Origin of the sequence: Halorubrum lacusprofundi ATCC 49239 (genome assembly GCF_000022205.1) — an archaeon.
Lineage (GTDB): Archaea > Halobacteriota > Halobacteria > Halobacteriales > Haloferacaceae > Halorubrum > Halorubrum lacusprofundi.
Window position 1 is genome coordinate 377,047 of the sequence record NC_012028.1, and the last position, 21,419, is coordinate 398,465.

Here is a 21,419-nt window from a genome sequence, read left to right on the forward strand (position 1 = left end):
GCGTGGCCGGCGCCTCCAGTTAGGAGTCTGCCTGGGCGCCCGCCCCGGCTCCGTCGCCCGGCCTCGTGAGAAGGCTCACCTCCTCTAGGAGGTCTCTCGCGGTCTCGACTCGCTCTCGATCCGCGGCGTCCAATCGGTCGACGTCGAGTCGGTTGAGATTGCTGAGTATACGATGCATCCGGTACCCTTGTTTGAACTCTTGCTCCATCGGAAGCGCCTCACCGCTCGCCGGCGCGGAACGACTTCCCATCGGGACTGCCGTCGGGCTTGCAGGAGATCACGGTATTAACCAACGAATCTCGACGCTACTCGCAGGGTGTTGGTTAATCGACGGCCAGCACTGGCCCTACGCGAGACTGGGGCCGTAGCGAGCCGAGCCACACACCCGGCACTCCCAGATCGGTTGTCCCGTCCACGCCGCATCCGGGACCGACTCGTGGGTCTTGAACCGATGGTCGGTCGCCCGTCCACAGTTTTGACAGTCGAGTTCCTGCGTCGTCGGTACCGACGAATCCTGTCGATCAGCCGCAGCCTCGCCAGTAGATTCGGTCAGCGCCATCGCTGGAACCAGCCACACCGCGTCGTCGGCGTCGTCGAGGATCGCGTCAAGACGCGACGCGTCGCGGATGCCGTCCCCACGTTGGTCGTAGAGCCGCGTTGGGGCCTGCTCCTGACGCTCCGACGCTTCCTGCCCGTGCCACCCAGTCCGGTCACGGGCGGCACTGAGAAGCCCCTCTCCCTCCGCTGACGACACCTGTACCGCGTCGGGAAGTGAGGGCCATTGCTCGGCCAGCTGGCGCGCCGGCGCCTCGTCGAGGTCGTAGATGAGCGTGTAGTCGTCGACGGCGGGCTCCGCCTGGTTGGCAGAGAGGAGGTTCGCCGCGGCGCCGCCCTTCGCCACGGCGCCGTAGAACGTAGTCGACTCGACGATTAGGTGGATGATGCCGAGGAACGTCGTCGACGCTGACTCGTTCGTACTAGCGGCGTCACTCTCGAGATGGTTAGTGAGACAGAACCGGCATTTCGTCTGCCCGTCTGGGACTGACGCCCCACAGGACCGACACTCCGTGTTTGATTCAGTCGCGTCGTTCGGATACCCTTTCTCGGTTGTGGCAACGCGCTGCCGATGGGCTGCACTGTCACCGCATTCGCTAAGTTTCTCATCCGGAATATGCGATGCTTCGCCGATTGGTCGGAGTTCTTCGAAGTCAGTGTAGTAGTCGTTCATCGATTGGCTCATAGATTCGTCCGTAATGGTACTTCAACCTGAGGGGTGGCAATCCTCCTTGACCGGTGTTGTATTCAGGGATGTCACTTCCGCTGAAGGTAACTAGCCCCTCGCACGGCAATTGGGGAAAATTGGTGGTAGTCCTCTATTGCACGCACATCGACCACGTTCCGTCTTCGTCAACTTCGAGAACGGCATCGAATAACGGTCGGAGGGTCTCAATCGTCTTCTCGTCACACGTTTCGGGATCTAGATGGAAGTGCGCTATCGCTCCTGCCAACGAGAGACGCCTCGTAAGGAGATGGAGGAATCTGAAGGCCCGATTAAGGTCTGTGGCTTCGAGAAGTTCTGTGAGTGAATGGAAGCAGACAACGGGTTGCTCATCGGTACTTCCCCACTCCGAAAGTTGTTCACTAATTCGTATTCCGAGTGTCGTCAGATCCGCGGGGTCGAGAACGGCGTCAACCTCTAGCCGTTCAGGTGGAAGCGCCCTCTTGGATGGCTGTGAGGCAGATGATCGTGCAAAGTCTCCAACATTGATGAGTGAGATGTGTGCAGGGGTCTCTTCCTCGAATTCCCATATGTTGAGGCGGTTCGTGCCTGGAGACTCGTACGTTACCCCGAGCAAGTTTGCGCGACTGGACGGGACGGCGGACAACAAGTCGTTGCATCCTTCATCTTCGGGGTGACTGCTGCTTGGCGCGAGAAACAGCACGTTTGTCTCTTGGTCAAGTTCTCTTGACCCAGCGTCCGATGCTCCTCGAATCGTTATCGTGCCATCGTTAGTAACTTCCACTACACACTCATCGTATTCGAACGACACCGAGAGATCTGTCTCCTCTGGCTTGTCGAACAGGGCGTTCAATGCGTCTACATCGATTACGCCTTGTAATGGCGTGAGTGCGGTCGGTTCAACACCTTTGAACCATGCCACTGCTCGAATCACTCCTGTACTCGGACGATCTCCGTAATTGAAGGATGGGGGGTTGGTCTCGTTGTTTGGTCCCATTGATAGTTACACCGTTGAGTACGATTCTCCCGCCGGGGCCTGTTCGGTGGACCGGAAACGTAATTTGGGGTAGTACATAGATTCCAATTCTCCCGGTTCAATAGGTCTTTTGACTTGTTTGCTTTTTCTGACCGGTCAGAGATTTCTATTCTATGAGTTTCCCCAGACCGGTCAGAATACCCTGTGGTAATGGGCGGTCTCATCAGCGATACCAAATTGGATATCCTCCGACAGCTACGTTCTGAACCACTTCACGGCTATGGGCTTGCCGCTGAACTGAACCTGAGCCATGGGTATATCTACACACATCTCGGCGAACTACAGGAGGCAGGGATGATCGAAGTAGCGGAGGAACGCGACGGGAAGAAGATCTATCGACTTACCCAGAACGGTCAGTATTTGGTGAAAGCCTTCGACGATTAACCAAGGTTTCAGAGCCTCCGCGCTACGCGGGGGCTGACTTCGAATCGTCGACCTCCTCTAGTTCGTTCCATCGTGTGCGTATCGTTACCGGCGTTGTCTCCGCCACCTCTGCGAGATCTGTTTGCGTGAAAAATTGTCCCTGCTCCCGAGCAGCCTTATAGAGGCAGGCCGCTGCGACACCTGTCGGTTGGCATCCGTTCGAGATAATCGTCGCTTCAGCGCCCTTTGCGAGTTCAAACGCCCGCTGTCGGACCGTGTCAGCGACGTCCAATTCTGACGCGAAGCGCGGAATGAACGACTGCGGCCTTCTCGGTGGGGTAGGGAGTCCTAATTCTGTATTCAGCGTTTTGTACGCGTTTCTCACTCGAGACAGTTCGACGCGTGCTGAATCAGCGACCTCGTCGAGTATCACTGGTCGATCGTTACAGCGGCAGGCCCCGTACACGCTAGCCGTGGCGATGGCCTCGATGGATCTGCCCCGAAGCAGGTCCTCGTTCTGGGCACTCCGGAAGAGCTGACACGCCTGGTCGCGGATCGAATCGGAGAGCTCGAGGGTACTCGCCAGACGGCGAACCTCGCCCAGCCCGTATGCGAGGTTGCGTTCAGCTTTCGACTGAAACCGCCCGCGCGTCTGTTCACGCCGCATCCGGGCGAGCCGGCGTCGCTTCTTTCCGGAGAGTTCATTCCCGTTCGTATCGGTCCCGCGCCCGATCTCCGTCGACAACCCCCGATCGTGCCGCGCTGCCGTCAACGGAGCGCCAGTCCGTTCACGCTCGTCTTCGTCGAACCCTCGCCACTCTGGTCCGTGGTCGATCCGCTGCTCGTCGACGACGAGCCCACACTCCTCGCAGACGGTTTCGACTGTATTAGTGGTGACTCGGCCGTCGCACTCGGGACACTGATTCGACCTCGTGTCGGTCTGGACGTCTTCGTCGAACGTCGTCTCGTAGATGTCTCTAGTTGCCATCGTTCTCACCGTGTTTCGGGAACTCGCCAGTACAGTGAGCCCCTCACCCATTGAGGGGACAATAAACTCAACGCAGGGTTGAGGTGCTGACACCGGCAGTAAGAGAGATCCTCAAATCAGATCGCTGTCTACAGTAAGAATTTGCTACTCAGGACATATGCCACTTTATTGTTTCAAGCCATTCGAGTCACCGAAGCAAATCCCAACATAATCGACTCGTGAAGTGTGTTCAGACAAGTGATACTAATCAGACGAGATCTCAAAGGCACTTTCAAGTGCTGCATCATTGGGTAGCCCGAAGTAGACAAATCGGTACTTGCCGGATTTTAATTCTTTGCAGACATAATATGGGCCGATTGAAAAACCGATTGGAGACACAGTGAACTCCCAAGTGAATCCATCACTTGGGTCGTGATCGACTGCTTGGGCATCTAGAAGCACATTACCTTTGGTCGAAAAAATGTGATCCCACTCACCATTATCTTTCTTTTGAATTGCGTAATGATCACGAGATCCAGTCCTCTGCGACTCGGAGGATATATTTTTCAAATGGATCGAGATATCCTGACCAAGATTGACTGATGCAGGCTCTATTTCCAATGAGAACTTTTCGGTCGTTCCTTTCTTGATTGTATATTTTTGATCCAGATCGGTAGTAAGCAGCGCCAAGTCACTATCACATTCTGGGGGTGTCTGTTGGGTCATGGTCTTCGTTTTCTGATTTGCTAACTGTTCCGCTTGGCTGAGACAGCCACCGAGTGTCGTGGCTCCGAGTGCAGTGAGAACTGTTCTGCGGCGCATAGGTACCGATACGAGCGTCACATACTTATGACTCGTCCAGGTTCAAACAACCGCTTTAGCTTGGCCAACACTGATTTTAGTTCGTATCGTGGATCTCAAATAAGGAGTGTTGAGCACAATATGCCAGGTGTATTTCCTTATCGGCCTTCGACACGGGTAGACGACCAAAATCCGAAACTAGTCGAAATTAATGACGATTCTGCCGAAAAAATATTCAAATCGTTATCTTCTGAATCGGCTCGTTCAATGTTTGATTTGCTCTATGAGGAACCGCAGACCGCGAGCGATATCGCAAAATCACTCGATATGTCGGTCCAAAACGCAAAGTATCACCTTGATAAGCTTGAGGAGGCTGGACTCATAGAAATTATTGATATCTGGTATTCAGATAGAGGGCGTGAAATGAATGTGTACGCACCGACTAGTAGTTCGATTATATTATTTGCCGGCAATTCGAACGAGAAGCGGTCTCTGCGCAAGATTCTCAAACAATCACTTGGAATCACTGGCATCCTTGGTATTGCGAGTTTCCTCTTTGGTTGGGTACTTAGTAACCTTAGGCCAGAAACAATCGTTGATACGGATACGGATCCCTCAAATCCTGTCTTGGTTGAGGGTGTCATACAACAGTTCACACACGTAGTTCTCCGCGGTTCGGAATCGGTCAGTACAGGTGACCTACTGACCGCGAGCGAACGTAGTGAGCGAGCGGGCCAAGGAGGCCCCGAAGGGGCCGACGCCGGCTTTTGTCGCCAGAAATCAGAGATTTCTGGCTGCTAACCAGAAGCCTCCAGCTTCTGGTGATGGTCGAGCTTTTGCCAGGGAGGCGCCGAAGGCGCCGACCGCAGCAAAAGGTCGGTGTGCAGACCTATTCACCGGTAAATTCGATGCGTCCCGGTTGAAATTATGTCCTGTGAATAGTTCTATGACACCCTCCACGAGTAAAGAGAGTTGCCGATTACTGTCACCCGTCGCGGATCTCTCGGTATCAGTCCGCACCCTTATCTGAGACTCCCACATCTCACCCATGATGATCGATAGAGAGTCGTCCCCCGCGGTCGCCGATGAGTACATCGAGCGGCTGTTCCGGGACAGTCGAACGAACGCCCTGCTGGGTTGGGCTGTTGTCGGAGTCCTCCTCGTTGCCTTCGCGGAGAGTGCGCTCGACGCCGACCTGCAGTGGATGGTGTTCATCGGTGTGGTTTCCGTAATCGTGCTCGTTCCGGCCATCGCGTATCGGTCGTGGGAAGTGATGCTTCCGTGGGAACTGATTGGACTCGCGACCTTTCCGATTTTGGTTAGAGGGGTAATCGGCGGTACGGTGGGGACGTTCGCGACCTATCTCGCCCTCGCGGGACTCGCGCTGGTCGTGGTCGTCGAACTCCACATGTTCACCGAACTTAATGTGACCCACTGGTTTGCCGTCGTGCTGGGAGGGTGTCATAGAAAGCGTCACACACGAAGACGCAGGATGTTGGAACTGTGTCTACGAGCGCCAGCATCCTGCAAGAGGAGACTTCTATCGACGAGTTCTTCAATGTAATGGCGACCGAGACGCTCGCGTTGTTCGAGCATCTTGAGTTCGACTTTCTCGAAGAATTCGATGTGTTCGCCCCCGCTCGCCGGGGGCGAACACGAGATCATCACCCACCAGCACTCTTCCGAGCGTTCCTGCACTGCTACTACAAGAACGTCTACGGCATCCGTCCAGTCACGCGAGAACTCCAGAACACGGTCGTCTGGCTCAGCTGTGGCTTCGATCGACCGCCGTCGAGAGACGCGGTCGATCGCTTCCTCACCGACCTCGAACACGTCGTCGACGAGGTCTTCGACCGCCTCGTCGAGCAGGCCGCCTGCCGCGGCCTGCTCGACTTGACCTACTCCATCGATTCCACCGACGTGAGGACGATGCCCGCCGACCAAGACGCGTCGAAAGGCTACGATCCAACCGCCGAAGAGTACTACCACGGCTACGGCTGTACGATCGTCTCGACCGGGCAAAAGATCCCGATTGCCGCGGAGTTCACCGAGAGCAAGCAAGCGCCAGAGGAGACGGCGATGCGCGTCACGTGTGACGCGCTCGCCGTCGAGAAACCGATCTGGATGCTTGGAGACAGCGCCTACGACACGCTCGGCTGGCACGACCACCTGCTGGCCGCAGGGGTCGTGCCAGTCGCTCCGTACAACGCACGAAACACCGACGATCCGAAAGACATCGAGTACAGGGTCGAAGCCCGCATCGACGAACACAGCGAGGACGTTCAGCTGAAGCAATCGACGCTAGACGAGACGTACAACCGCCGGAGTGGAGTCGAACGAACCAACGACGCCGTCAAGGACTGCGGCCTCGGGCACGTTCGCGCCCGAGGCCGCGTCCACGCACGAGCACAAGTGTTCCTCGCGCTGTGCCTTCGTCTCGTTATTGCGATCACCAACGACGAACGCGGAGACAATCCAGGAAGCACCGTCATCACGCTATGAGAACTATTCTATGACACCCTCTTGGTTATGAAAAATCTTGTTCAGTTTCTCGCACTCCCCGAGATCGCATTCCTGCTTGGCGGGATCTTTGTCATATTACTCACTCTTGGAGGGTGGTACTTAACCACCCTTCCGGATTAACTACCGAGTCCTCCACTGAATCCCAAGGTTGTTTGCCATTGAATGGGCTGTTGAGCCGACAGCCTCTGAGGCTCCCGTTGCTTGGGTGGCGAGAGAAACCATGAAGAGGTAGTAATTTCCTTCAAAGTAGTCACGGTCGTACACTGGCCCACCAGAATCTCCGGATTGTTGCTCGTTGGATACATGCAGAAGACTGCGTCTCGTGACGCTCGTGCTGCAGTAATTGTCCAAGTATTCTTCGATTACGCCCGTGGTTGGACCGGTAGTGATGCCGCGCTTACGGACTTCGAGATTATTCGCCATCATATCGTCAATACCGTTACTATCCACATATCCCTCGATATAGCCGTTTTCGTCGACAATCGTGTCAGTAAAACCATCGCGCTGCGGTTGTCCTTCCTGATCATCAGCCTCAATATTTGTGAGAGCGGCGTCGTAGTCCTGGAAGTGGTGTTTTACGTGTCCGTAGTAGTCGTCACTTTGATAGGCGTTTTCACCTGTTGGATCTTGGGTAGAGCAGCTATCCTGTACATTCGGATCATCGACCCACAGGTGACGCGCGCCCATTAGATAGAGATTGCCACCGTAGTCCACTCTCGCAGTCGAGGTGGCAGTACCCGTCGAACTATTCTGTTCAACGCCTCCTGGAACCGGATCGTAGTTTCCGTTGTAGTAGGTGTCTTGGTATTCTTCCCGGCGTGTAATGGCAACTGGCACTCCATCGACCTCCTCTGGAATGTCCGCATTAGTTCCCTCAGAACGGTCGACATGAACTCTGACTTCGAAAAATCGATAATTGTCGACAGCTGCGTTGCTCGGACCGTAACCTACTCCCAGGACTCCGGATGACTCTTCTAGGCGGTTGAAGAGTAACTGCTGTCCTCGACGTGCTCGCTCTTTCTGTTCAAACCATTCTTTTGGAACCTGTTTAGTCCGAACAGGTTCTCCCTTCGACCGATGAGTGACGATTCGAACACGATCCCTGCTAGGAGTGGCTCGAGCTTTCCCGATGGCCGTGTTGAGCCCTGCTCCAGAGATGCCGATGGCTCCGAGTGATTTCATGAACTTTCGCCGGTCTATTCCCCTGTTTGCTCGGACTGATCCGAGCCGAGATTGGTCTTCTGTCATGGGTTAACACCCACCAAATAGAAAGTATGGAGACATTATTTCGCTAACTATTTATCCAAACCAAAACGATGAGTGGAGGCGAATTTGTTCATAAGCGCTACAATATTGCTAATACGCATCCGGTAATTATATCCAACCACTCTATTGGATAATACAAAATTCGATTCGAAGAGGGGAGAGATTTATCCAGTTTCAATATAAACTTCCGGTTATGTCCGGTCCCCGAGTAGCGGAGCTGTTAAATCACCTTGCACACAGAGGAGATGTCCTGAAGAGTCTAGAAGAAGGACACTCTGACAGCCGTGAAATTGCAAATAAAGCCGATAAATCTCGGTCTTCGGTTGATCGAGATATTCGTCTTCTCAAAGATGATGGTTACGTAAAAGAGTATGTCGGTGATTATCAGCTAACGCAGTTTGGTAGATTTGCCCTCCAGGTATACCAATTGGCTGAACGCCTGGCCTATGCTGAACCTATTGGTCAGTATCTCCCGCCTGAGGCTCCGTTTGCTCTTCTGAAGGATGCTGAAGTCCGGGAAGCAAGCGGGACGCTTCCACAACGACCTATCGACCATGTAGCTGAACTCATTAGAGAAGCACAGGTAGTCAAAATCGTTGCGCCTGTTGTCTATCCCTCTATCACTACCGAACTTGTCTCACGGCTCCAAGATGGAGGAATAACTGTAGAGATTCTTATGACCGAGGACGTGCAAAATGAACTTTGGACCACATTCCCTGATGAGATGAAAGCGTGCATGAAGAGTGATTCCTGTACGCTTCAACGAACTAATAATGAATTGCCGTTTGGGATGGTAATCCTCGAGGACAAAACCCTGTGTCTGGGCGTATATGATGATTCTATGCGATTGCTTGGGACAATTACGACCCGTTCAGAGGATGCTGTAGAATGGGGAATCAGCACCTATCGCAAGCACCGAAAAGAGAGTGAGGAGATATTCTATCGCGGAGGAAGCCACAATTCGAGTAAAATATCTACTAGATAATATTGCTCAATCACAATCATGTTGCTGAATCCGCTCTGGGAGTCCGACTTTCCCACAGACGGGACACTCCCGCAGTGGTGTCGGCGGCAGGTCGTTCCAGGCATCCAGAGCAGCCGTTAACTGTGCTTCGACGATTGGTGAGTCGGTCGTGCGGCGGGCTTCGCGGAGGTGAATGCGAAGCCGTTCACGGGCCGTGAGGGTACGTTCTCCGGACATGGGTCTCGGGGGCACGTCTTGGTGTGCCCTCCGCCCCTCTGGGGGCAGACAAACACACTGTCTCGCGACAGCGGGCTTGCCCCTCGGGACACCACCTCCAAAGCTGTGGTCCCGGTTGTGGCTGCCGGCCGACCGCAGGGAGGCCGGGAGCGGAGGGTGGGGCGGTGGGGCTTGGGCTGGTCTGGCAGTAGAATATCAACTGGTCGCTACCTACCCTATCGGTATTCAGTCAGCTACACGTTCGACGGCCGTCTGATACGAAATTCACCGTGTATCAAGGCGAAGCGGTGAGGCCCGCTCCCAGAGATGATGATGCTCGACACACACCGTAATGAGGTTGTCCAGACGGTTGGCCCGCTCGAAGTTGACCTCATTCTCGACATCGCCGAACGCACTTAGTGGCCGAATGTGGTGCACGTGAAGCCCTCTCGTGAACTCCTCTCGGTGCGCCTCTTGCGTCCACTCACAATCCGGCGTCTGGCAGGTGTAGTTATCGCGTTCGAGTGCTTTCTGTCGTTGCTCCTCCCAGTTGTCCCCGTATTCCCGCCACTCGTGGGCTGGCTGTTCCTTCCAGTTGTAGTTATCTGGGCCAGATGGGCGACCAACCGGCTCGTACCCAGCCGCCCGAATTGCAGCTTGCCAGCCCTCCCAGCGGTTAAAATAGGGCCGACGCGAAAACTCACCGTGGTCATTCATCTCCTGCGCTGTGGGGGCCTTCCCTAACTCGTCGACAAGCCGGTGAATCTCTTCGAGTAACGCTTCATCAGTAATGCGATGGCGCTTGTGAGGGTCGTATCCAGCTGCCTCCAACGCCTCGTTCCAACTTCCAAAGCGATCCTGCGCGATTGTGACCGTGAATTTCCCCTTCGAGCGCATTTCGGACGCCGTTGGCGGGGTACCGGTCTCCGTTGCAAGCCGACTGATTTCGTCAAGGATTGCGTCCTCGGAAATCCGGTGTTGCTTTACCGGCTCATATCCCGCGGACTGGAGCGCCTCCGTCCAGCTGCCAAACCGGTTTTCGTACGTCCCAGCTGAATACGCTCCAACTGTATCCATTTCTGTGGTCGTCGGTGAACGACCGAACTCGTCTACTAGACGATCTATTTCAGCCAATAATTGTGCTTCGGAGATTCGACGACTATGGCTACTGCTGTGGCCACCTAGCACGTCCTTGGTGTCAAAGGACTCACCACAGACATCGCAGGTTAGATCACGATTACCCGTCATTTGTACTACCCGGAGCGCTCGTGCGCCCGCACCCCTCTAGGGGCCCGATAAACCCGCTTGGATCGCGCCCCCATTCCCCCGCTTTGTCGGATGAATGTTGGACCGGTGAATGAGGTCGTGGCTGCGCGCGCAGCGAAGCGAGCACGGAGCGGAGGGTGGGGCGGCGGGGTCTGGGTCGGTCCGGCACGTAGCAAAAAAGAAGGCCGCGCACGCTGGCTACGCTTCCCACCACCGACCGCGCTCGGGGAAGTGAACGGTGCTCCACCCGGTTAGAGCCACGGAGACGCGCCCATTGTACCAGTTCTTCGCCGCTCCGTGAATCCGCACGCGCTCGCCCTCTTCGATCCAGGGTTGGTCACTCGCAACCCATGACGTCACCTTCGTTTTCCCACTGTCGTCCGCGATTAGCCCGACTTGCGCGATGGCCGGCGAGTCCGCATCCCAGAGCACCTCGACTCGGCCCTCGATGCTCACCTCTTTGCGATTGACGTTCTCGAGCTTCCCAATGGGAATCACCGTCCCAGGTGCCGTCTGCAACTCCTCGAACACCCCGACGACCGCACTCGTCAGGTCTTTCCCACCGACGACGGCTTCACCCAGCCGCCGACCAATCGCTGCTCGCGACCAGCCATCCAGTTTCTTCGCCAGCCGCATCGACTGCTTGTTCACCGCCGCTAACTGCTCCTGCGTGAGTTCTGCACGAGGATCGCCTCGCTCCGGGTCAGCCATCGGATTCACGCTCGCCGCCCGCTTCTGGAACTCCACACGCCGCTCAGCGCTCCGCTTCGCTGCGATATCTCGCGTCCGCTTCGCGCGTCCCTCCTGCTGACTGAGTTCAGCCTGGGCACTGATGTGCTCCAACTCGGCCTCCCGCGCCTCGATGCGTTCCTCCTGTTCGAGGGTCTTCCCGAACATGTGATCCGGGCCTTCCTCGACCCGCGCGTCAGGATGGTTGGAATCGACTTTCGCCTGCACTTCCATGTCGACCGTTGCCCGGAACTCCGGCGTCTCGTCGACGACCGGGAACCCGTCTTCATCGACCGTCTGACCGCCCGCTTTCTCGAATGCCTGTTCATCCACCGTAACGACCTTGCTACTAGAGCTGTTACTTGACATTGGTCTCACCAAAGACCGAAGGCGCGTACGCGCCGACACCGCGATGCTGCTACATCGCGGTTTTCCGACGACACCGACCGACAGAACCATCTGCGCGCTCTCGCTCGCGCCTTCGCGAGCGCCCCCTTGGGCGCGAGCGAGAGCGCGCCTGCATGAGGTGGCCCCAACCAGCACCGCGCGCCGACCCGCCCGGAGCGAGCGGCCAGCGCATTCCCCGTTCGCCGCGACGCAACCACGTCCGTCGCGGTCGGCGCAGCCGAGGTCCGGAGGACCCGAACGGGTGAAGCGCTGGCGTCGAGACCAGATTCATTTTAGCCCGGAACGGGCGCGGGCGGTGCGGAGAGCGCCCGCACGCCCGGAATGGTCGGTCGCGAGCGACGCGGAGGGCGGAACGCGGCGAGCGGTGCGAGCCGGGACGTACACACCAGCCAACCGATGGAGAGCGCTTACCCAGCAACAGAACCGGGGCGGGACTGAAAGGGGCCGACCGCTCGTCGTGCCCCGGCGACGCAAGCACCGCAGGGACGAGGCGCGCAGCGAGTCGCGACCGGCGAGCGGTCGGGGGCTTTCGAGGTGACCGCACCTGTCGCTAGAAGCTGGTTGTCCTTCTAGAGGACCTATGACGGGACCTTCGGGACGTCACTGCGACTCCCCGAAACGTATGATGGTTCCAGCACCATTAAGCAGCGTATCCGTACTGCCCTCCACTGCTGTGGCGATCACTACGACGGTGGTGCTATTCCTCGAAGTCCTCAGGCAGGGCTGCAGTCACGCTGTCGACCGGCGCGTAGTAATTCCGCTCCTCAATCCACGTCGTAAGCCACTCATCCGCCGTCTCGACGGTCAGTTCCTTGAGAACAACGCCGCGAACCAGCAAGCCGATCGACCCGGTGAGCGCTATGTCGTACTCGGCCGCGAGCGCTCGGGCGGGCCCGTCATCCGTCACGAGCGTCCCATCAGCCGTGTGCGCAGCCACCAGGGCTTCGGCTTCGCCGGGATCGAGACGGGTCTGCACCGTCGGATAGTCCTGCTGGAGCTGCTCCGGTGCCGTCTCCACAATCCCGATCCGCCCCGACTCAAGACCATCGAGGGCGTGCTCTAGATACGCGTAGCCGACCTCACGGCCCTGCTCCAGTTCGGTTCGGACCGCGGGAACTGTCCAGAGGTCATCAAGCGTCGTCGTGAGCCAGGTGACGGAATCAGTGCTCGCGTAGTTACTGAGCACTGTTGCGTCGAGGACAACAGGCCGCGAAACCGGCTCGCTCATTCAAGGTCGAGCGCCACATCGACTTCGTCTTCGAGTTCGTCCATGGACTGCGGGCCGAGCTGCAGCTCAACACCGGCCTCCTGAAGGAGTTCCTCCATCTCCCAGCGAGTCACGCCGGTCCGCTCGGCGGCCTTGCCGAGCGAGATCTCGCTGAGGACGTAGAGCCCGATCGTGGTCGCGAGCTCCTGTTTGTCCTCGACAGCGTTACGGCGGCGATCAGTAGCCATGGGGTCTACCTGAATAAAGGGGCGGTGGACTCATTAATGTGTCTCCAAGGAGGAGTCGGTCGCGAGCGACGCGGAGATCTGGATGGACCGTCCTAATGTGGTTGAAAAAGGAGGGATGGTCAGTACAACGCCGGGTCTTGTTTTCCGCGTTACCACGGGATTATTTGCGTTCTGACGCTTGGATGCGTCCGACCACGACCTTTCCCATTGGCCACGACCAGATGACCACGAGCAGGCCGATCTCCGCTGCCGTCGGCAACCCACGTGGAAGCAACACGAGCCCGATGAGTATGATGCCCGCCATAATGATGAAAAACCGCATATCGTTCTCCACCAGCTCTTGGGCTACGCGGGTCTGCTTTATCACCAGACCCACAATGGTTACAATAGCGCCTCCAATGACCCCAATTATTAATATAGTTCCATCGAGACTGGCGGGGAGACGGCCTCCCCAGAACTCGAACCACACCAGTAGAGTGAGGAGGGCTGAAACGAGGAGATCTGGTGCGATAGATCGGTTCAATTTCATCGGTCCATCAGCGCCCGGATCATTTCCTCCATTTGTTCAAGTACATCCCGTTCGGAGCTGGAGACCCGCTTAGGTATGAGGTAGTTCACATCGAGGTTTGAGAGTGTCTGGAACACTTGTATCGAGTCAAACTCTCGATCACACAGCACTGTCTCGATTGGAACATGCTCTTTCGCTCGTCGAACGAGCCGTCGCACAGTACGATGGATCTGATTCGACGGGTTCTCATCCCACTCAGAGCTCTCTCGAACCGGCTCGACAGCCAAAATCAGCGGGATGTTCTGCCCGATGATCGACAGCGTCGCAAATTTGAACGCTCGACCGTCCCTGTCTTTCGTCCCGCTGACCATCGACATCTCCTCGACATCTCCATAATAGGGAATGGTGGTGATGTCGATCGCCGCAGTGACTGGACGGCGGAATGAGGATTCAGAAGCAATCACGGAAAGCAAGCGATCCGTTGTCTCGTAGAAGCCGTCGACAAGCTCGTCAGGATCGAACTGCTTGACAGTGCGAAGGTGGGTATCGCCATGTGGGCCGTAGTCCTCGCCACGCCGGTACTGAAAGCGAGTAGCTCCCTGCGTGGCTCCGCACCGAACCATTCCCATGAATGTCTGTAACTCGAAAAATTGCGTGTCCTCGTACGAGGCGTTCGACGCCCGACCAGAGTCGAAGTGTCCGAAGGCGTGATCACGCGCGAGGCGCGTTGTCTGAACAATCTCCTCCTGTGAGAAGGATTCGTCTTCTACTGAGTCTGCGGCTTCCTCAGTATCGTTGAGGATCTCTGACTTTGGCCGAACCTCGGGCGCTGAAATGTCGCGATCGTGGACTTCCTTGATGACGAAGTGGGCGGCAGCGTGGATGTATTCGTGAACGGCGTTGTCGGCTTGATCGTGTGGGATCGTGGCGAAAAATCCTACCGGCGAGCAGTTGTGACCGACGTGAGAGAGCGTAAACGCCTTCAAGTTCGCTTCGGCGATAAGATGGCTGAAACGCGGCTCGATGGAGGTCCGAGCGCACTGACGAAAAAGCACGTTGTTGCGTATGAAAACCGCGATCTCCTGTCGGACGACGAAAAATGGGATATTGCTGATGAGCAGTTCGATCTGATTCCCAAGGGCAATTATCTCGATGAAACCGCGAAAGACGAGATCAATCAGGTGTGGCGCGAATATACCGCGGCGATAACCAATCCTGACGAAGCCATCGAACTGGCAAACAACATCAAGAACTTCCGACAGACAGCACCGGATGAAAACCCGATGACACGACACAGCCGTGACGACCGGACCGTTCGAATCAAGCTCCACAATCCTGACAGCTGGTCCCCGAGTGATCGTAGCGAGGGTAAAATCAAAACTATCCGCCACGAAATGATGCACGCGTATCTCTTAACGAATGGGTACGACCACCATCGAGATGCTCGTCGTGGTGATTATTGGGGTAAGGTTAAGGTGTATCGACAATTCGACGAGCTTGATTTCGATTATGTCGAACGCGGCGGTGTCTCCGAGATAACCAAGTACGATATAAATGCTGGCAGCGCACAGCCAACGGCGTACATGATGCTGAATGAAAATCAGCGTGATGATTACGACGACAGAAATATCGAAAGTCCCGAGTGGCTTCAACACATCTACGACAACACCGTAGCCGAAGCCCAAGACGCTGGTAAGATTGAATACGACGGCAAGTATGATTCCCGCGGTGACTTGGTTTTTGGACCCAACCCCGATCTTGAAGAAGGCGGCTACGTCAAAGTAGCACTCCTCGACCACGATGGTAGTGAAATCGAACTCCGGGTAGTCAAAGGAATACACGAATACAAAAATCAACAGGTGTTCGCCGTTGATAGGGACGGGCTTACAAAACGGATTCCGGTAGACAGAGATACCGGCCAGATCATCGACGACACGATGGAGTTTCGGCAGTATGCTCCTGAAAGCAATGTCAAAGTCGATTACGGGGTTGACCCCGATGATATTGCCCCCGATCCCGGCTTTCAGCGAACTGACGAAGGTTCGTTAGCCGTGTTCGCCGAGGCTCTTTCTCGAAGCCACTTCCGAATGGCAATCTCATCCGAGGTGTTCTTCGGAGCAGACCGCAGTGACCGCTACATATATAGCCCATACAGTGCGACAAACTCGCAGGAAACTGCGGCAAAGTTCGCCGCGGTGCTATTCGATGGTGATCTTAGTCAACTGTATTCACAAGAGGAAATCGAAAATCTCTACGAACACCACGAAGACCTTATATGGGCAGCAAACCAACACTTCGTCATTCCGGCCTATATCCGAAACGAACTGTCAGTCGCGGTTGAACGGGACTGGGAAGACATCATCGAAGACCTCAATCGGAGATACGGAGAACTGTGATCCACCTAACCATACTTTCCGATGAGTTCGAGGAAATGGGAAGTGCAACAATCGATGGCCATGATGTCACCATCGACCTTTTCGGTGATGATCTTGAGGATGGATTAGCCGAGGTGGCAGCCTATTTCAACGAGTCGAAGATCGACTTGATGATTGATCCAGAAGTGTGGGAAGATCCGTCTACACCGGAATATTTCACCGAAGATCAAATCGAAATCCGAGTCAACTGGTGGTTTCGGGAGTTCGACTCGTTTTTCGGAACCATTCGCACTGATCAATAACTGATTTTTATGCAAGATAGCAACCCCGAGATAGACGCATTAGTAGCCCGCTATGGCGAGGACACGGTTCGTGCGGCAAATCGATTTCGCCACGCCCGCGAGAAGGCTGATTCGTCGGGCACCCGGCTGAAGCCGAGAATAGTGGCGACTTCCGGTTGTCGGGTAAGTCGTCGACTGAAGTCGGCGTATGAGTCACCCGTTATCTCCACGAACACGAACGAGAACACCATCGCGCGAAAGGAAAGTGGCGCAGGATGCCACGCTGGATACCCGTCTTCAATCGAGTCTATCGAGTGATCGAGGTTCTCGAATGCGGTGACGAGATTGGTTTCTCTGAGTTTGTTTCGGATGATGATCCCGAGCTGGTACGCTTCGCACAGGGAGCGCATTTGAAGACTCTCAATGGGAGATGAATCGTTAGAGGTGGTCATACGATAGATGAGAAAAATGATGAAACCAACGCTTTGATTTAGACTTATTTGAGGGATCCAATCCAGGTTAAGCCCGAACGTTCACGAGATCTGGTAAGACTCGAACCGACTGATGACATACCAATAGGACGTTACACCGAGAAGGACGAGTCCCCCGATCGCGCCACCGTAGCCACCCAACTGAATAACCCCCGGCGCGAGGTTCCCAACTCCTGATCCAATTGTGCGTACAGTCGTGAGCACTGGCTCGACGAGACCGACACCACGTTCAGCTACCCACACCAAGGGGAGCGAGAGAACCGTCGAAAAGAATCCAGCGATGATAGACCGTGTTCCTTCGGGAAGGAACCACGACAGCGCACCGAACAGCCCGAAACCGAACACGATAATTCCGTGGAGTGTACTCGCCGTCAAGCTCGGCGGGAGGATGTTTTGAGCCCGACCAGCGGAGACTGTACTAAACCGGGGAAACCGAACTCCGGCTGCAGGTGCAAGCAATACAGAACACCACAGGAGGGCAGCTGCCAACAGCAGTGCTGCCGTGAGATCAGTCGTGTTGAAGGGACTGAACAGCCCAAAAACGAGTCCTGTAAGAAGTAGGAGCATGCTGCCGACAGAGAAGCCGAGGATTGCCAAGCCCCGCACAAACGTCCGACCGGAGACCGTTGTCGTGAGTGTCACGGGTAGTACATCACCTTCGTCGCCGAGCGGATTCAACCCGAAGGCGACGCCACTAAACCAGGGAATACCGACAAAACATACCGCCAAGAGGATTTCCCAGCCGATCCCGGAACCGAAAGCATTCACGATTGTCGGTGCTGCCACGATGGCCGGTAGGAGGACGAACGATAGTTTTCCAGGGTTCCGGAGCGTCTGGATGAGTGCTCTGGCTGCGACGGTCCGGCTCGGTGTCTTCGAGAGAACGAGCGACAACGGGATGGGCCGCAGTGCCGCTTCAAGTGGCGAAACGGCCTCCGGCGGGGAAGTCGATTCCACCCCAGTTATGGTACCTGTGATCGGATCGCTGTACCAGTAGATTCCTGCGAGGCGATCAACGGCCGCCCCAGCGAGACCAACAAGTGCGATCGTCACCCCAATCGCCCCGAGTGCTCTAAGCAGTGATGGCTGAATCGGTGATCCGACAACGAGGAGGTCAGTATACCAAGCGATAGGAACCGACGCAAGGACGGCGAAATCGATCCGGCCAGAACTCAGCGCGAAGATGGGACCCATGAGAAGCACTGCGAGACCAATTCCAAGAGGGGTTTTATATCGAGCGATGAACGGTGAGGTCGAAACGAGCGTCGCGCCGGCGAGACCAAGCGTGTACCCGACGATACCAGCACTCGCGAGGAGTGTAGTGACCGCGAGTGGGATACAGAGCACCGAGAGTGGTGCCCCGACCGTCGCAGCGAACGCCCCTGCGAGAATGATCGTCGGTAGGGCGAGATAGGTTGCCCCACGGAGGAGTTCGGCGATAACGAGACCAGTTACGACTGCCCGCGTTGATGTCGTCGTAAGCATGAGTGATTCTGCGTCGATCCGTCCCGTCCGGGAGAGCGCTCTAGCGGCATATAAATAAACGATCGTCCCCCAGAACGGGACAGTAAGTCCAGCAAGCATCGCAGGCAGCGGTGTTGGTTCCAAATCAGCCAGAAAGAGGCGCATGAGCAGTACCAGAAAGGCCGTTACCGCCAGAACGGCCAGTACTGCTCCACCAACCAGGAACAGTCGGAGGGAGTCCTGACGAAGCCCACGGAGCGTCCGCCGATACTCAGTTGTCCCGATTCGTACGCCGTGTCTGAGCCAGCGGCGGTCACTCATCGTGGTTTCCCGATTCGTCTTCGGGCCCCTGCGTCGCGTCTGGGAGTTCCTGCGTTACCTCGAGGAAGACGTCCTCGAGCGAGCGTTTTTTTCCGGTTTCGGCGCGGCGCTGAAGCTCGGAAGGCGCTCCTTCGGCGACGAGTTGGCCATTCGAGATGACACCGACGATATCAGCGTGTTCTTCGACGATCGGCAGGATGTGTGACGACAGGATGATCGTTGTTCCCTCGTCGGCGAGATCGTCGATCATGGTTCGGAGGGTGCGGGCCGCTCGTGGATCGAGGCCCTCTGTCGGTTCATCGAGAAAAAGCACGTCGGGGCCGTGTAACAGGATCTGGACGAAGGCGAGTTTCTGACGGGTCCCCTTCGAGTATGTAGCAATACGGCGGTCGATGTAATCCTCGAGGTCAAGTGCGTCGACGAGGCTCTCAATGCGCTCTTGCGTTGGCTCCAGCGGGAGATCACGCAGGCCGCGGATATAGTCCAACTGCTCGTGTCCGGAGAGTTCATCGAACAGGGGTGGTTCTTCGGGAAGGTAACCGATATGTTCGACGAGGGCGAGACGATCCGTGATGGGATCGCCCATCACCCTCGCGGAACCACTGGTTGGTTTCGTGAGCGTGGTCAACATCCGCATCATGGTCGTTTTGCCGGCACCGTTCGGGCCAAGCACACCGTAGACGACACCTTCCGGAATGGACAGCGAGAGGTCGTCGACGGCGAGGACAGTTCCGTATTGTTTCGTCAGGTCGTGAGTTTCGATTGCAACCATTGTGAGGGCGTCGTTTCGATATTTTGTATCTGTTTACCCCCACAGAGAGGGTTCTCAATCCCCTGAAACGCCCGAAAATAAGGGGCAAAATAGCATTTATAAGTGATCCTGTTTGGCGGTGAATTCAAAAATCGACAGACGGCGCTGGTGTTAGTGACGTTACGCCGTTGAGCGGTGAAGCTGGGCGCTAGCAAAAGCCTCTTCTGTCTTGCGATTTCTGGGGGTAAACACATACGATATTTTTATACGGTGTTGAGGCGTGGCCCGAGCAGGTAGACGACGACACCTGCCACAACTGCTGCACCGCCGATAAACCGGAGGTCGACGGGAATTTCTCCGACAAGCGGGAATATGCCGAGGATACCGATTCCAACTCCGACGGTGTACGATCGGGAGACTATCCATTCACCGAGGACAGCTACTGCGCCAAGCGCAATCAGGACGCTCGCTGCATTAAACGATGAACTGACCGACACGACACCAATAAGGATGAGGCCGCCAACCGTGGCACCGACGCCAAGTCGCTGAATTTGCGTTGACTCATCAAGGGTTGTATTCGAATCGCGGCCATTCATAACACATCAGCTCGTTTCGCAACCAGATACGCTACCGGTAACATAAGTAAAAAGATTAGTCCCAACGCGTAATTCAAGATTTGATCTGAGTCTGTTGACACACCATATAGTAAAATGATGAGTACAATCGCATGGAGGGCTGCTAATACCCAGATATACTGATTTTGTTTCATATTGATGTAGATGACCAGAAATTATATAATTGTTCGGTTAGGTCCCACAATCAAGACACTGGCCACAAAAGACCGGGAGAGTAATCCCACAAACACTCGTGAAACAGATAATAAACGCTACTGCGCCCGGGACGCCAAAAGTTAAGAAAGCCAAACATGCTGGACAGGCTCCTCCAATGATTCCGATACACGTAGTACAGGTATTCAAACAAGACTGTTGTGCTATAGCTACTTCTCCAACTTCAATATCATCCGAGCTCGGTTCGTCGTCTTCGAATAATTCTTGTACTTCGTACTGAATCTCACGATCCTCTAAGAGCACCTCATACACTTGGAGATCCAAGTCCGAATCTGGATCCTGTTGAGATGATTGTTCTGACGAATCTTCGAAGCCTTTGAAGAGGCGAAATCCGTTCATTTCTGAGGTTTTGACAATCCTCAAATCTTCTTTATTATCGAATCGGGTAGCATTGAGGATGACATCTATTTCATGTTTCGTAGCGCCCCTGACGATCGTGATATCTTCACCATCTGATATGAGACCAGAGGATACATTATCAGGGAGATCGTTGTACTTTCCAGGTCTGGTTCCCTTCCCTTTGAATCTGAAGATGACTGGTGAACCTTCCTCTTGATCAATAAGTGGATAAATAATGTCGCCGATTTTCGTAGGGAGTTTAAGAATTGAAAGGAGCTCGTCCGTATCTAATTCTTCGTCCTCATCAGCATTTTGAATCTTCGGTTTGATTTTTTTAGCCGCATTCTTACGGACATCTGGATAATGAAGCTCTTCAAGCAGAGCTTGTACCGCATCTGAGTTTAGTGCTACTTCAATCTCTTCATTGCCCGGCTTCTCTTTCGCAGTAGCAACCCCGAGACTGCTGACACCAACCGCAGAGGCTCCTAACGCACCGACTCCCTTGAGAACAGACCGTCTATCGGGCGTAAACTTGTCACGTGCCTCCGAGAGCGTCTCCCACGTTTCTGCGCAACCGCCACCATCGTCAACAGCGTCGTTGAGTTCATTCTGATACTGTTCCTCGTCAAAGTCGGGGGCGGGGTCTGGTTCCACCATGGTAACACACCACTTACCATTCGCTCGCGGCTTGTATTCACGTTAATTGATGATTACCCTTGGTAAGACAAGAGTACCTCCCTCATGCAGTGAGTACCCCCCTCAATCTGTAACAGTAGCTCTCACCCGGACCTCCACAGAACTGAATAC

At 55.3% G+C, this 21,419-nt stretch carries 22 protein-coding genes and 2 pseudogenes; 7 read left to right on the forward strand and 17 right to left on the reverse strand.

The features are described from left to right. Nucleotides 1-19 precede the first annotated feature (19 nt). The 3 genes from HLAC_RS15390 to HLAC_RS15400 form a co-directional block, all read right to left on the reverse strand. A complete protein-coding gene (locus tag HLAC_RS15390; protein ID WP_015911564.1) occupies nucleotides 20-208 on the reverse strand; it encodes a DUF8012 family protein in 189 nt (62 codons plus the stop codon). 138 nt (nucleotides 209-346) lie between these two features. Next, nucleotides 347-1,228, reverse strand: a complete 882-nt coding sequence (locus HLAC_RS15395; RefSeq protein WP_009488099.1) for a biosurfactant protein 1 — start codon at nucleotides 1,226-1,228, stop codon at nucleotides 347-349. A 145-nt stretch (nucleotides 1,229-1,373) separates the two neighbouring features. Further along, complete coding sequence (locus HLAC_RS15400; RefSeq protein ID WP_009488098.1) at nucleotides 1,374-2,237, reverse strand: DUF7504 family protein; 864 nt, start codon at nucleotides 2,235-2,237, stop codon at nucleotides 1,374-1,376. A 189-nt stretch (nucleotides 2,238-2,426) separates the two neighbouring features. On the opposite strand from HLAC_RS15400, the gene HLAC_RS15405 reads away from it, so the two are divergent. Then, the gene (locus tag HLAC_RS15405) at nucleotides 2,427-2,660 is read left to right on the forward strand and encodes a PadR family transcriptional regulator (protein WP_009488097.1); all 234 of its coding nucleotides are present in this window, start codon (nucleotides 2,427-2,429) and stop codon (nucleotides 2,658-2,660) included. Nucleotides 2,661-2,682: 22 nt separating this feature from the next. Here HLAC_RS15405 and HLAC_RS15410 read toward each other — a convergent pair whose 3' ends face one another. Both HLAC_RS15410 and HLAC_RS18100 read right to left on the reverse strand, forming a co-directional pair. After that, nucleotides 2,683-3,678 (reverse strand): transcription initiation factor IIB, encoded by a 996-nt coding sequence (locus HLAC_RS15410; RefSeq protein WP_009488096.1) that lies wholly within the window; start codon nucleotides 3,676-3,678, stop codon nucleotides 2,683-2,685. Between the two features lie 192 nt (nucleotides 3,679-3,870). Further along, nucleotides 3,871-4,449: a hypothetical protein gene (locus HLAC_RS18100; protein WP_237583065.1), complete on the reverse strand. Its 579-nt coding sequence runs from the start codon at nucleotides 4,447-4,449 to the stop codon at nucleotides 3,871-3,873. 39 nt (nucleotides 4,450-4,488) lie between these two features. Here HLAC_RS18100 and HLAC_RS18105 point away from each other — a divergent pair, with 39 nt between their 5' ends. From HLAC_RS18105 to HLAC_RS15420, 3 genes are all read left to right on the forward strand, one after another. Next, entirely contained in the window at nucleotides 4,489-5,208 is a 720-nt protein-coding gene (locus tag HLAC_RS18105; RefSeq protein WP_241211145.1) for an ArsR/SmtB family transcription factor, read from the forward strand. A 250-nt stretch (nucleotides 5,209-5,458) separates the two neighbouring features. Further along, nucleotides 5,459-5,971 carry a hypothetical protein gene (locus HLAC_RS15415; protein ID WP_241211146.1) on the forward strand — a complete coding sequence of 171 codons (513 nt, stop codon included), beginning with the start codon at nucleotides 5,459-5,461 and terminating at the stop codon, nucleotides 5,969-5,971. Next, a complete protein-coding gene (locus tag HLAC_RS15420) occupies nucleotides 5,971-6,909 on the forward strand; it encodes a transposase (protein ID WP_015911568.1) in 939 nt (312 codons plus the stop codon). Before HLAC_RS15415 ends, HLAC_RS15420 begins: the two co-directional genes overlap by 1 nt. A gap of 141 nt (nucleotides 6,910-7,050) precedes the next feature. Here the strand turns inward: HLAC_RS15420 and HLAC_RS18110 are convergent, their stop codons facing one another. After that, nucleotides 7,051-8,178 (reverse strand): hypothetical protein, encoded by a 1,128-nt coding sequence (locus HLAC_RS18110; protein WP_009488093.1) that lies wholly within the window; start codon nucleotides 8,176-8,178, stop codon nucleotides 7,051-7,053. Between the two features lie 211 nt (nucleotides 8,179-8,389). Here HLAC_RS18110 and HLAC_RS18115 point away from each other — a divergent pair, with 211 nt between their 5' ends. After that, entirely contained in the window at nucleotides 8,390-9,181 is a 792-nt protein-coding gene (locus tag HLAC_RS18115; RefSeq protein WP_009488219.1) for a helix-turn-helix transcriptional regulator, read from the forward strand. Between the two features lie 480 nt (nucleotides 9,182-9,661). On the opposite strand, the gene HLAC_RS15430 is transcribed toward HLAC_RS18115, so the two are convergent. The 6 genes and pseudogenes from HLAC_RS15430 to HLAC_RS15455 form a co-directional block, all read right to left on the reverse strand. Further along, entirely contained in the window at nucleotides 9,662-10,624 is a 963-nt protein-coding gene (locus HLAC_RS15430; protein WP_143420269.1) for a homing endonuclease associated repeat-containing protein, read from the reverse strand. A 216-nt stretch (nucleotides 10,625-10,840) separates the two neighbouring features. Then, nucleotides 10,841-11,740, reverse strand: a complete 900-nt coding sequence (locus HLAC_RS15435) for an SOSS complex subunit B family protein (RefSeq protein WP_009488221.1) — start codon at nucleotides 11,738-11,740, stop codon at nucleotides 10,841-10,843. A 736-nt stretch (nucleotides 11,741-12,476) separates the two neighbouring features. Continuing rightward, on the reverse strand, nucleotides 12,477-13,007 hold the full coding sequence (locus tag HLAC_RS15440; protein WP_009488223.1) for a PIN domain-containing protein: 531 nt from the start codon (nucleotides 13,005-13,007) through the stop codon (nucleotides 12,477-12,479). Further along, nucleotides 13,004-13,234, reverse strand: coding sequence for a UPF0175 family protein (locus tag HLAC_RS15445; protein ID WP_009488224.1), 231 nt, complete (start codon nucleotides 13,232-13,234; stop codon nucleotides 13,004-13,006). The genes HLAC_RS15440 and HLAC_RS15445 overlap by 4 nt, the downstream gene beginning before the upstream one ends. Nucleotides 13,235-13,394: 160 nt before the next feature. Then, the gene (locus HLAC_RS15450; protein ID WP_009488225.1) at nucleotides 13,395-13,763 is read right to left on the reverse strand and encodes a hypothetical protein; all 369 of its coding nucleotides are present in this window, start codon (nucleotides 13,761-13,763) and stop codon (nucleotides 13,395-13,397) included. A gap of 23 nt (nucleotides 13,764-13,786) precedes the next feature. Further along, nucleotides 13,787-14,647 (reverse strand): annotated as a pseudogene (locus HLAC_RS15455) (transposase); the annotation flags it as partial. A 99-nt stretch (nucleotides 14,648-14,746) separates the two neighbouring features. Between HLAC_RS15455 and HLAC_RS18920 the strand changes: the two are divergent. Continuing rightward, complete coding sequence (locus tag HLAC_RS18920; RefSeq protein WP_015911571.1) at nucleotides 14,747-16,138, forward strand: hypothetical protein; 1,392 nt, start codon at nucleotides 14,747-14,749, stop codon at nucleotides 16,136-16,138. Next, nucleotides 16,135-16,419 carry a hypothetical protein gene (locus HLAC_RS15470; protein ID WP_049933852.1) on the forward strand — a complete coding sequence of 95 codons (285 nt, stop codon included), beginning with the start codon at nucleotides 16,135-16,137 and terminating at the stop codon, nucleotides 16,417-16,419. The genes HLAC_RS18920 and HLAC_RS15470 overlap by 4 nt, the downstream gene beginning before the upstream one ends. 77 nt (nucleotides 16,420-16,496) lie before the next feature. On the opposite strand, the pseudogene HLAC_RS15475 reads toward HLAC_RS15470, so the two are convergent. From HLAC_RS15475 to HLAC_RS18130, 5 genes and pseudogenes are all read right to left on the reverse strand, one after another. Beyond that, nucleotides 16,497-16,808, reverse strand: a pseudogene (locus HLAC_RS15475) (transposase); the annotation flags it as partial. 123 nt (nucleotides 16,809-16,931) lie between these two features. Next, entirely contained in the window at nucleotides 16,932-18,674 is a 1,743-nt protein-coding gene (locus HLAC_RS15480) for a hypothetical protein (protein ID WP_009488231.1), read from the reverse strand. Further along, the gene (locus HLAC_RS15485; RefSeq protein ID WP_009488232.1) at nucleotides 18,667-19,446 is read right to left on the reverse strand and encodes an ABC transporter ATP-binding protein; all 780 of its coding nucleotides are present in this window, start codon (nucleotides 19,444-19,446) and stop codon (nucleotides 18,667-18,669) included. Before HLAC_RS15485 ends, HLAC_RS15480 begins: the two co-directional genes overlap by 8 nt. Before the next feature lie 242 nt (nucleotides 19,447-19,688). Next, a complete protein-coding gene (locus HLAC_RS15490) occupies nucleotides 19,689-20,021 on the reverse strand; it encodes a hypothetical protein (RefSeq protein ID WP_009488233.1) in 333 nt (110 codons plus the stop codon). Between the two features lie 210 nt (nucleotides 20,022-20,231). Beyond that, complete coding sequence (locus tag HLAC_RS18130; RefSeq protein ID WP_014053114.1) at nucleotides 20,232-21,269, reverse strand: hypothetical protein; 1,038 nt, start codon at nucleotides 21,267-21,269, stop codon at nucleotides 20,232-20,234. Nucleotides 21,270-21,419 lie beyond the last annotated feature (150 nt).